Source organism: Shigella sp. FC1544, assembly GCF_001722145.1.
Classification (GTDB): Bacteria; Pseudomonadota; Gammaproteobacteria; order Enterobacterales; family Enterobacteriaceae; genus Escherichia; species Escherichia coli.
In genome coordinates, this window is sequence record NZ_MECT01000036.1 from 1 (window position 1) to 11,534 (window position 11,534).

General features: G+C 52.6%; 10 protein-coding genes, 1 tRNA gene and 1 pseudogene. 6 read left to right on the forward strand and 6 right to left on the reverse strand.

All coding sequences use genetic code 11. The features are described 5' to 3' along the window. Positions 1-192 (forward strand): IS1 family transposase (locus BGK49_RS25140; protein WP_000718190.1); only part of this gene is annotated, 192 nt, incomplete at its 5' end. A 15-nt stretch (positions 193-207) separates the two neighbouring features. Here BGK49_RS25140 and BGK49_RS03050 read toward each other — a convergent pair. From BGK49_RS03050 to ebgR, 3 genes and pseudogenes are all read right to left on the reverse strand, one after another. Beyond that, positions 208-417 (reverse strand): annotated as a pseudogene (locus BGK49_RS03050) (YhcH/YjgK/YiaL family protein); the annotation flags it as partial. After that, on the reverse strand, positions 414-3,506 hold the full coding sequence (gene ebgA, locus BGK49_RS03055) for a beta-galactosidase subunit alpha (protein WP_001082886.1): 3,093 nt from the start codon (positions 3,504-3,506) through the stop codon (positions 414-416). The gene ebgA and the pseudogene BGK49_RS03050, both read right to left, overlap by 4 nt. 183 nt (positions 3,507-3,689) lie before the next feature. Continuing rightward, positions 3,690-4,673 carry a transcriptional regulator EbgR gene (gene ebgR / locus BGK49_RS03060; RefSeq protein WP_000212469.1) on the reverse strand — a complete coding sequence of 328 codons (984 nt, stop codon included), beginning with the start codon at positions 4,671-4,673 and terminating at the stop codon, positions 3,690-3,692. 218 nt (positions 4,674-4,891) lie between these two features. Between ebgR and BGK49_RS03065 the strand changes: the two genes are divergently transcribed. After that, positions 4,892-5,224, forward strand: coding sequence for a tRNA-binding protein (locus tag BGK49_RS03065; protein ID WP_000450589.1), 333 nt, complete (start codon positions 4,892-4,894; stop codon positions 5,222-5,224). A gap of 41 nt (positions 5,225-5,265) precedes the next feature. Here BGK49_RS03065 and ygjG read toward each other — a convergent pair whose 3' ends face one another. Beyond that, positions 5,266-6,645: a putrescine aminotransferase gene (ygjG, locus tag BGK49_RS03070; RefSeq protein ID WP_032335804.1), complete on the reverse strand. Its 1,380-nt coding sequence runs from the start codon at positions 6,643-6,645 to the stop codon at positions 5,266-5,268. A 416-nt stretch (positions 6,646-7,061) separates the two neighbouring features. Here ygjG and aer point away from each other — a divergent pair, with 416 nt between their 5' ends. Beyond that, positions 7,062-8,582, forward strand: a complete 1,521-nt coding sequence (aer, locus tag BGK49_RS03075; RefSeq protein ID WP_000094706.1) for an aerotaxis sensor receptor Aer — start codon at positions 7,062-7,064, stop codon at positions 8,580-8,582. A 153-nt stretch (positions 8,583-8,735) separates the two neighbouring features. On the opposite strand, the gene nfeR is transcribed toward aer, so the two are convergent. Next, positions 8,736-9,359, reverse strand: a complete 624-nt coding sequence (gene nfeR, locus BGK49_RS03080; protein ID WP_000018003.1) for a DNA-binding transcriptional regulator NfeR — start codon at positions 9,357-9,359, stop codon at positions 8,736-8,738. A 287-nt stretch (positions 9,360-9,646) separates the two neighbouring features. On the opposite strand from nfeR, the gene nfeF reads away from it, so the two are divergent. Beyond that, positions 9,647-10,411: an NADPH-dependent ferric chelate reductase NfeF gene (nfeF, locus tag BGK49_RS03085; protein WP_001065914.1), complete on the forward strand. Its 765-nt coding sequence runs from the start codon at positions 9,647-9,649 to the stop codon at positions 10,409-10,411. A 53-nt stretch (positions 10,412-10,464) separates the two neighbouring features. On the opposite strand, the gene BGK49_RS03090 is transcribed toward nfeF, so the two are convergent. Further along, positions 10,465-10,540: transfer RNA gene (locus BGK49_RS03090), tRNA-Ile, on the reverse strand. A 124-nt stretch (positions 10,541-10,664) separates the two neighbouring features. Between BGK49_RS03090 and mug the strand changes: the two genes are divergently transcribed. Next, positions 10,665-11,171 (forward strand): G/U mismatch-specific DNA glycosylase, encoded by a 507-nt coding sequence (gene mug, locus BGK49_RS03095; protein ID WP_000228937.1) that lies wholly within the window; start codon positions 10,665-10,667, stop codon positions 11,169-11,171. Between the two features lie 86 nt (positions 11,172-11,257). Next, positions 11,258-11,534, forward strand: a 277-nt coding sequence (locus BGK49_RS03100; RefSeq protein ID WP_024249094.1) for a transposase domain-containing protein, incomplete at its 3' end; no start/stop codon positions are given.

Below are 11,534 nucleotides of genomic sequence, written 5' to 3' on the forward strand. Positions count from 1 at the left end.
CTGTATGAATCCCGCCTGAAGGGAAAGCTGCACGTAATCAGCAAGCGATATACGCAGCGAATTGAGCGGCATAACCTGAATCTGAGGCAGCACCTGGCACGGCTGGGACGGAAGTCGCTGTCGTTCTCAAAATCGGTGGAGCTGCATGACAAAGTCATCGGGCATTATCTGAACATAAAACACTATCAATAAGTTGGAGTCATTACCGTAATGCACTTCAAAATAGCGTCGATGCCCGGTAAATAGCGCATCGGTCGCGGAGTCTGTCTCCACGCGGTAAGTCAATGAGTCACCGATGGAGTGGGCGACGCCAGGCTGAATGTTGTCGATATTTTCAATCGCTTCAACACAGCGTTGCCACTTCTTGCTAGAGGCGTAAATCTGGCGGAACTGTTCTAAGTTATCGATGATCCTCATTGCTTATTCTCGCTGTGCAAATTCGTGGAAAAGAACCCTGCGCCGAACTCATACGACGCCAGACTTTGCGCGGTAGCTTCTCCGCCAGAAACCGGCAGCAACGTAAAGCCGTAGCTGAAGTCACGGAACCAGACGCGCCAGGAGTCCAGCACCTCGCTGCCCCAGGAGTTGGAGCCGAGGCCAAGTAGCTGGTGGTCGAGGTTCAGGGTGATGTCATCACTGCGCTGCAGCTCGTTACAGTGCTGGGCAGCGTGGATGTTTTCTTGGGTATAGTGCCAGGCGCTGAAGTTAATTGGGCGCTGCGGAACCACCAGCAGACCGTTGCCGTGGCGGTTAGTCAGTGCCGTCCAGCGGACATGCTGACGGTTGCCGTTGTTCTGCGGGAAGGGATAGTTCTCGAACATGGCATCGACGGTGCTGCGCCAGATATCGATGATGTTAGCCTGCTGGCTGTCGGCGTAGTTTTCGCCCGGTCCACGACCGTAATACGCCACCTGATCGTATTCGCCGTTAATCCCCATGGTGAAACCGATGCACGGAATGATGTGCGGATAGTCGCCGTAACGCTCGCCGGAAAGCGCCACGTTAACCTGGCCATCGGCAGCGATGCGCCAGATGTAGGTACAGCGCATCCCGAAGTCAAACACCGGCGGTGCAATAACTGTGCGGCTGATGATCAACACTTCACCATCGCTCTGTTCTACGGCAAAGTCGCGCAGATGTTCCTGCATGATCTGCAAATGATTCGGCTGCCACAACCCTTCGTACTCCTGCTTGTGGTTGTCGATCATCGGCTTGAAGAAGTTGATCTTTGGCTCGCGGGTCAGCAGCGACTCGCCATTTACCTGCCAGGATGTCGGTTTGCCACTCATTTTTGAGAAGGTGATCGCGAAGTTGTAGCCGCGAACGGTGCAGCTCAAACGATCGTCTTCCAGCGTCAGCGGACGCGCATTATTTGGTGCGAAAGGCACTGGCTGCGCGGTGTTTTCCTTCAGCGGGAACTGATAAGTGGCGATAGAATGCCCGGCTTCGCTGTAGCGGGTGCGGGAATCTTTGGTCACCGTAATGTTGAGGAACGCTTCGCGGGCGTCCAGCTGCGGCAGCGTGATCTGCAAGGGGGCTTCGCTGTTCGGCGCAACGTCGCGCAGTTTAATCTGCTGCGTCGCGAGCGTTTCACCTTCGGCGCGCACCTCTGCGTGCAGGGTGTAGTCATCAAGCGTGGTAAACCACAGTTTATTTTCGACTTTCAACTCGCCGCGAGTCAGATCCCGCGCGTGGATTTTTACCGGCGCGATAACCTGTTTGTACTCTTTCAGGCCCGGTCCCGGCGTCTGATCGGAATAGATCAAACCATCAAGACAGAAGTTATAGTTGTTGGGATAGTCGCCGTAGTCGCCGCCGAATTTATACCAGACATTGCCGTGGTCGTCCTGTGCCTGGATCCCGTGGTCGCACCACTCCCAGACATAATGACCCTGAATGCAATCGTGCTTATAGAAGACGTTCTGGTACTCCGTCAGCCCGCCCGGTCCGTTCCCCATCGCATGAGCATATTCACAGATGATGCGCGGCTTCGGATGCTGGTATTCACCAAACTCATTCATCAGCGGCACGCGGGTGTACATGGTGGAAATAATATCGACCACTTCAGCATCGCGATCTTCTTCGTAATGCACCAGTCGCGTGTCATCCAGCGCTTTCGCCGCATGGTACATCGCGCGGATGTTACAGCCATAGCCGGATTCATTGCCCAGCGACCAGATGATGATCGACGGATGGTTTTTCTGCGCGTGGATATGGCGAACAATGCGCTCGACGTAGACTTTTTCCCACTGCGGATCGTCGGTAATACGGCTGATATCGCCGACATTAGCAAAGCCGTGCGATTCGACGTCGGTTTCCGCCATCACAAACAGGCCGTAGATATCACACAGTTCGTAAAAACGCGGATCGTTCGGGTAGTGAGCGGTACGCACGGAGTTGATATTGTGCTGCTTCATCAACTGGAGATCTTTCTCGACGCGATCCATTCCAACGGCGCGGCCTTTGCGATGATCGTTGTCGTGACGGTTGACGCCGTGCAGCATCACATAACGGTTATTGATCCAGAACAGACCGTCGCGCACTTTGATATCACGGAAGCCAACGCGTTGTGGCACCACTTCCAGAACGTTGCCGTTGGCGTCTTTCAGCGTCATGACCAGATGGTAAAGATAAGGGGATTCTGCTGACCATTGCTGCGGCTGTTCGACAGTAAAAGCAAAGCTGGCGCTGGTCAGTTTTTCAATAGCCAAATGATCAATGGCGCTGCTGTGCACCACGCGTTCGCCATCAAACAGGGTATATTCCAGCGTCGTGACGACAGGGGAGGCGGCGAGATTTTCCAGCACCACTTCGCAGGAAAGCGTGGCATCGCAATAGGCTTCGTCAAAGTCGGTACGCACAGTGAAATCGTTAATATGCGTTAGGTGTTTTCCGACCAGATAAACATCGCGGAAGATCCCCGCTGACCACCACATATCCTGGTCTTCCACGTAGGTAGAGTCCGCCCACTGCATCACGCGCACACACAACAGGTTGTCGCCGGTTTTAACCATCGCGCTGATGTCAAACTCTGCGGTCAGGCGACTGCCCTTGCTGAAACCCACATACTGACCGTTAACATAGACTTCAAAATAGGTTTCGACGCCGTCAAATTTAATCAGCGTCTGTTTACCCTGCCAGCCGTCGCTGAGGGTGAAAATACGTTGATAGGCACCGGTTGGGTTATCGCTGGGGACAAACGGCACATCGATGGGGAACGGAAAACCTTCGTCGGTATATTGCAGTTTGCCGTGACCTTCCATTTGCCACATGGCGGGGACGGTAATATGCCCCCAGTCAGCCATTAACTCAGAGGTGAAGGCTTCTGGTACTTGCAGCGGATGGTCAAAAAAGTGGAAATTCCACTGACCGCTTAAGGGCAGAAACAGGCTGCTGGTTTCGCGGGCAAAGGTACGCGCTTGCGCAACAGAATCATATGAAAAAAAGTACGCACGCGGCGCAAGTCGGTTTTCGTGGGTGAGCTGAATGTTTTCCCAGCGATTCATAGGGCCTCCCGGTAGAGAGAAATCGGAACCATTCATGGTGATGGTAGTTTGTGTAATTGCTGGGGAGCTTAGTAAAATTTTCACTAAAAAGTAGCAGATAAATGCATTTACTTTAACTGGATCACGAAAATAAACGGCAGCACTGTCCGGCAAAAACGATTGCCGGACAGTGTGTAAGGGGATTTAACGGGTCGTGCCGCGCAGTTTTAATTTGCTGGGAACGAAGACTAACAGCGGCAGCGCGCGACCATCGCGGGCTTTTTCATACACTAGGTTAACGCCCTGACTTCCCATCATCTCGGAATGGATGCGCACGGTGGAGAGCGGCGGAAAGGTAAATCGCGCGGTGGGGATATCGTTAACGCTGATAAGCGAAATATCCTGTGGGATGTTCAGGCCTCGTTCATGAATTGCCCGCAGTACGCCGATAGCAATGGAATCGGAAGCAACAAACAGTGCCTTCGGATAGTCTTCCTGCGCCAGCATCTGTTTTGCCAGTTCATAACCCGACGAACTGGAAAAGCCTCCGCGCCAGATATCCTCTTCGCGTACCACTTGTTTCAGTCGGCCATATTCCGCAAAGGCGACCTCACGAATATCCGCTTTGCCTGGCTCATCTTCACCGCCAATAAAACCAATACGATTAACGCCCTGATTGATATAGAAGTCGATGATTTCTTTACTGATGCGTGCCAGATCGATATCCACCGCATCGTAACCGCTGCCGGGTTCGTGAAAGTCGATAAAACAGATATTGTCGGTCAACGCACAGGCGGCGGCGCGCAGGGCGGGCGTGGGTTTGCCGACAATTAAAATACCGGTGACGTTTTTAATGTCTGGTAATCCGCTGTGTTCATAACAGTTGGTGAGCTCAATGCCCAGCTTTTCGCACTGAGTTTCAATGCCGTGGCGGATCGCCAGATAGTAAGGATCGTTGATCTCCAGCTCCTGTTGGTAGCTGTAGATAGCCAGAATATGGTGTTGGTTGACTGCACCTGTCTGGAGTTTACGGGCACTACTGGTCTTGTACTCCAGCTTTTCGGCGATCTCGAGAATGCGATGTTTCGTCTCTTCTTTCACATTCAATGTCGGATCGTCATTTAAGACCCTGGATACTGTCGCCAGGGATACGCCAGCTTCGATTGCGATGTCTTTTAGTGTTGCCATGTTTACCTTTTTTACTTTCCCTGATGTGCGCCCCCATTGTAGAGGAAGTACTTATCGGGTCACCTGTTTTCAGTAAATAAAGCGCGTTTCTTTGACGCTGTAACGGTAACACAGCGGCTCACGAATGTGATCACGCCTGCATTCTCCATTTTTAGCCTACAGGATTGAGAAAAACTTTTGCTATAGTTTAGTAAAATTTTACCCGGAGGAAGGAAACAATGGAAACCGTGGCTTACGCTGATTTTGCACGTCTGGAAATGCGCGTCGGAAAGATTGTGGAAGTGAAACGCCATGAAAACGCCGACAAGCTGTACATCGTACAGGTTGATGTGGGGGAAAAAACACTGCAAACCGTGACCAGCCTGGTGCCGTACTACAGCGAAGAAGAGCTGATGGGGAAAACGGTGGTGGTCTTATGCAATCTGCAAAAAGCGAAAATGCGTGGTGAAACGTCGGAATGCATGCTGTTGTGTGCGGAAACCGATGACGGCAGTGAAAGCGTGTTGTTAACGCCGGAGCGGATGATGCCTGCGGGCGTACGCGTCGTATAAAAAGATCGGATGGCGACGTCGTATCGCCATCCGATTTGATATTACGCTTCTTCGACACTTACTCGCATGGCCGCCAGCGCCTTACGCGCCGCTTTGATCACCAGTTCACACTGTTCAATGGTCAGTGTCAGTGGCGGTTCAATGCGGATCGTTTTGGCGTTATTGAGCGTTCCGGCCACCAGTACGCGCTGGCGGAACATCTCGCTGGCAAAGTTATAGCCGATTTCGTTATCAACAAACTCAATTGCCATCAACATCCCTTTACCACGCGCTTCCTGTACCAGATCGGGATATTCCCGCGCCAGTTGACGGAAACCGTCCAGCAACATATCGCCTTTTTGCTCAGCCTGAGCCGGTAAGTTCTGCTCCAGCAACACATTGATGGTCGCCAGCGCCGCCGCACAGGCCAGCGGGTTGCCGCCAAAGGTGGTGGTATGCAGGAATGGGTTGTCGAACAGAACTGAAAACACCTCTTCAGTGGCGATGGTCGCGCCAATCGGCATCACGCCGCCGCCGAGCGCTTTGGCAAGGCAGAGGATATCCGGCTGTACGTTCTCATGCTCGCAGGCGAACATCTTGCCCGTGCGCCCCATGCCCGTTTGTACTTCATCGAGGATCATCAGTGCGCCGAACTCATCGCATAGCTTACGTACGGCGGTGAGATAGCCCGGCGGCGGCAGAATTACGCCACCTTCACCCTGAATCGGTTCGAGGATCACCGCAACCACATCATCACCGGTTTTTTTGCACTCGTTAAGAGCCGTGCGCATGGCTTCGATATTGCCAAACGGCACATGACGGAAGCCCGGCAGTAACGGCATAAACGGTTTGCGGAAGGTCGATTTCGCCGTGGCCGACAGCGCGCCAAGTGATTTACCGTGGAACGCGCCGCTGGTGGCAATAAAAGTAAACTTGCCGCGCGGTGACTGGTAAGCTTTCGCCAGCTTCAGCGCTGCTTCAACGGACTCGGTGCCGCTATTACAGAAGAAGCTGTATTTCAGTTTACCGGGCGTTAGCGCAGCAAGGGTTTTCGCCAACATCGCCCGTAACGGATCGAGCAGCTCCTGGCTGTGCAGCGGTTGTTTCGCAAGTTGATTCTGTACGGCGGAAACCACAACTGGATTACGGTGCCCCACGTTGAAAATTCCAAAACCTCCCAGGCAGTCGATAAACTCCTGTCCCTGGGTGTCGACAAGCGTATTTAAACTTCCCGCTTGCCACTCTACGGCTCCGTAATCCCCGCCGGCGGTAACAGATTTGCGATACTCTAAAAACCCCGGATTGACATGCTCTTTGAAGTATTCAATCACCTCTCGGTTAAGTGCTTTCATCTCCTCATGATCCAGCGTTCGCTTCTCAATGAGATTCAGGGCGTGGGCGCTGCACGCTAAAGCCGATGCGCTCGAAGGTAACCTGTTCAAAATATGCTCCGGAGGCTCGCGTATCACATGATACCGATTTAAGTATTGCAGGGATTGCGCCACTCCGGCTGCGATCGCGAAAATCGGGATAAACACAAATGTGGTTATCATTTGCGCAGTATTTAATGCTATTTGTTAACATTCGTTGTTATTTTGCACGGTTTTTGTCGGGTATGGATTTGATGATTGCTGTGCAAATGCACGTTTTCAGGGCGATAATTGCCTGATTTTGGGCAAGATAATTAACGTTTTCGTATAGTAACAGAGTGAAAGTATTTTAAATCAAGGAATTAGATTTGTGCTTTAATCGCAAATTGCGATCTAAATCAAATTAATCGGTTAAAGATAACCGCAGCGGGGCCGACATAAACTCTGACAAGAAGTTAACAACCATATAACCTGCATAGGACGCGAACATGTCTTCTCATCCGTATGTCACCCAGCAAAATACCCCGCTGGCGGACGATACCACTCTGATGTCCACTACCGATCTGCAAAGCTATATCACTCATGCTAATGACACTTTTGTGCAGGTGAGCGGCTTTACCTTGCAAGGGTTACAAGGGCAGCCGCACAACATGGTGCGTCACCCGGATATGCCAAAAGCGGCGTTTGCGGATATGTGGTTCACCCTGAAAAAAGGGGAGCCCTGGAGCGGCATCGTGAAAAATCGCCGCAAAAATGGCGACCATTATTGGGTACGGGCCAATGCGGTACCGATGGTGCGCGAGGGAAAAATCAGTGGCTATATGTCGATTCGTACCCGGGCGACGGATGAAGAGATTGCGGCGGTGGAGCCGCTGTACAAAGCGCTGAACGCCGGACGTACCAGTAAGCGTATTCATAAAGGCCTGGAGGTGCGTAAAGGCTGGCTGGGTAAACTGCCTTCATTACCGCTTCGCTGGCGGGCGCGTGGAGTGATGACCCTGATGTTTATCTTGCTGGCGGCCATGCTTTGGTTTGTTGCTGCCCCGGTGGTGACGTATTTCCTCTGTGTGTTAGTGGTATTGTTGGCAAGCGCTTGTTTTGAATGGCAGATTGTGCGCCCGATAGAAAATGTCGCCCGTCAGGCACTGAAGGTGGCGACCGGAGAGCGTAATAGTGTTGAGCACCTGAATCGCAGCGATGAGCTGGGACTGACATTACGCGCGGTAGGGCAGCTTGGCCTGATGTGCCGTTGGCTAATTAACGATGTCTCAAGCCAGGTGTCCAGTGTCAGAAATGGCAGTGAGACGCTGGCGAAAGGCACCGATGAACTGAACGAACATACCCAGCAGACAGTTGATAACGTTCAGCAAACGGTGGCGACCATGAACCAAATGGCGGCGTCGGTGAAACAGAACTCTGCCACGGCGTCGGCTGCCGATAAACTTTCTATCACCGCCAGTAATGCGGCAGTGCAGGGTGGGGAGGCGATGACCACGGTGATCAAGACAATGGACGATATCGCCGACAGTACCCAGCGCATTGGCACCATTACTTCGCTGATTAACGATATTGCGTTTCAGACCAATATTCTGGCCCTGAATGCGGCGGTGGAAGCGGCGCGTGCCGGCGAACAGGGCAAAGGTTTTGCAGTGGTGGCAGGGGAAGTGCGTCATTTAGCCAGCCGCAGCGCTAATGCTGCCAACGATATTCGCAAGCTGATTGATGCCAGTGCTGATAAGGTGCAATCCGGTTCGCAGCAGGTACACGCCGCCGGACGGACGATGGAAGATATTGTGGCACAGGTGAAAAACGTCACCCAGTTGATCGCCCAGATTAGCCATTCAACGCTGGAACAGGCCGATGGGCTTTCCAGCCTGACCCGTGCAGTGGATGAGCTTAACCTGATCACCCAGAAAAATGCTGAGCTGGTGGAAGAGAGTGCGCAGGTGTCGGCGATGGTGAAACACCGCGCCAGCCGACTGGAAGACGCGGTGACGGTGCTGCATTAATCGGTATGCCGGATCCGGCGGTTGGAGCACAATGCCTGATGCGATGCTGGCGCATCTTATCAGGCCTGCGGGGTGTGTAGCGGGTGTAGGCCGGATAAGGCGCGTCAAGCGTCGCATCCGGCAATTGCACCGCGCCACTGGCGGATGCGGCGATTAATCCAGTTGCGTAATATCAAAAGCGGCGCGGTCGATCACCGCAATGATCTTTTTTATTTGTGCATCACTGATATCGCTCTGGTTGACGCGTAAATCCAGCACCGCTTTAAAATTATCCAGCGCCCGCTTCATTTGCGGGTTCTGGCGCAGCGCCGCGCCAACGCAACGCGCTTTGATGCGTTCTTCAATCATCTCCACCTGTTCGCGGTTTTCTTCCAGCCACTGCGCGCCTTGTTCGGTCAGCGCAATCTGCTTCTTACCACCTTCCTCTTCGCGGATGGTAATCAGCGACTGCTCCTGCAGAAAATCCAGCGTTGGGTAGATGACGCCCGGGCTTGGGGTGTAATTCCCCTGGGTTAGATTCTCAATCGCTTTAATCAATTCGTAACCGTGGCTGTCATCGCGCGAGAGAATATCCAGAATCACCAGACGCAATTCACCGTGACCAAAGAAACGTTGCCGACGACCGCCGCCGCGACCGTGGCGACCACCGCAGCATTGACCGTGTTCATGCTGGTGACCGTGTCCGCAGTGCTCGTGTTCTGACTTCTCACCTTTGCAGCAGCCCTCATGGCGTGGCTGGCCTTCATGTTTACAACACCCTTCGTGATGATGGCTCATATCAGCCTCCTTTTGCTTAATTAGATATATCTAATTTATATCTGATATGAGCACTCTTGCAAGAATAAAAATGATTTTTAAATGTGGACTCATCTCACACGTAGGCCGGATAAGGCGTTCACGCCGCATCCGGCGTTGAGTAATGATGCCTGAGAAGAGGCGGTTCGTCTTATCAGACTATAGACATATCAGTTCTACTAATCGCTTGCATTTATCATGATTAACAATCATTATCATTTACGAAAATTATTTAGATATATCTGATTACCATCACGAAGGCGATAACAATGAATAACTCCCCCCGCTACCCGCAGCGCGTTCGCAATGATCTGCGCTTCCGTGAACTGACTGTGTTACGCGTTGAGCGCATCAGCGCCGGTTTTCAGCGCATTGTCCTCGGCGGCGAGGCGCTGGACGGTTTTACATCGCGCAGCTTTGACGATCACAGCAAACTCTTCTTTCCTCAACCTGACGCTCACTTTGTGCCGCCAACGGTAACGGAAGAGGGCATCGTCTGGCCGGAAGGACCACGCCCACCGTCGCGTGACTATACGCCGCTGTATGACGAACTACGCCATGAACTGGCGATCGATTTCTTTATTCACGACGGTGGGGTCGCCAGCGGCTGGGCGATGCAGGCGCAACCGGGCGATAAACTTACGGTGGCTGGTCCGCGCGGTTCGCTGGTGGTGCCGGAAGATTACGCGTATCAGCTGTATGTCTGCGATGAATCCGGAATGCCCGCACTGCGCCGCCGCCTGGAAACGTTGAGCAAACTTGCCGTTAAACCGCAAGTTAGTGCGCTGGTTAGCGTGCGGGATAACGCCTGTCAGGATTATCTCGCGCACCTTGATGGTTTTAATATCGAATGGCTGGCACATGATGAGCAGGCGGTAGATGCGCGTCTGGCGCAGATGCAAATCCCTGCCGATGATTACTTCATCTGGATAACCGGCGAAGGTAAAGTCGTTAAGAATTTAAGCCGCCGCTTTGAAGCGGAACAGTATGACCCACAGCGGGTACGTGCAGCGGCTTACTGGCACGCAAAGTAACTGATATATAAAAAGAAAAAGGCTGACGATTTCTCGTCAGCCTTTGCTATATCTGGTGGCCCCTGCTGGACTTGAACCAGCGACCAAGCGATTATGAGTCGCCTGCTCTAACCACTGAGCTAAGGGGCCATGGTAGCGGATTATAAAGTAACTCCGTGTCGCAATCCAGCCATTACCGTGCGCCTGCTGTTTTTATAAACAATGTATTTTCAATCCGTTATACTTTTCCTGGTGATGTTAGAAAGGAGTAAATATGGTTGAGGATATTTTGGCTCCAGGGTTACGGGTCGTGTTTTGCGGTATCAACCCTGGGCTTTCATCCGCCGGGACTGGTTTTCCCTTTGCTCATCCAGCAAATCGCTTCTGGAAGGTGATATATCAGGCCGGGTTTACCGACCGTCAGTTGAAGCCGCAGGAGGCACAGCATCTGCTGGATTATCGTTGTGGCGTCACCAAACTGGTAGACCGTCCAACGGTGCAAGCCAATGAAGTTTCAAAGCAGGAGCTGCACGCAGGTGGGCGTAAGCTGATTGAAAAAATTGAAGATTATCAGCCGCAGGCGTTGGCGATTCTGGGCAAACAAGCATATGAACAGGGATTCAGCCAGCGCGGTGCACAGTGGGGGAAACAAACGCTCACCATTGGTTCGACGCAGATTTGGGTGCTGCCAAATCCCAGCGGTTTAAGTCGCGTTTCACTAGAGAAACTGGTTGAAGCGTATCGCGAGCTGGACCAGGCGCTGGTAGTGCGTGGGCGATAAAAAACGCCACCGAAAAGGTGTAATGCCGATCAGTTAAGGATCAGTTGACCGATCCAGTGGCTGTGTAAGAATCCGGAAACGCTCACTTGTTTCCGGATTTTTTTATGCACATTGGACAGGCTCTTGATCTGGTATCCCGTTACGATTCTCTGCGTAACCCACTGACTTCTCTGGGGGATTACCTCGACCCCGAACTCATCTCTCGTTGCCTTGCCGAATCAGGTACTGTAACGCTACGCAAGCGCCGTCTTCCCCTCGAAATGATGGTCTGGTGTATTGTTGGCATGGCGCTTGAGCGTAAAGAACCTCTTCACCAGATTGTGAATCGCCTGGACATCATGCTGCCGGGCAATCGCCCCTTCG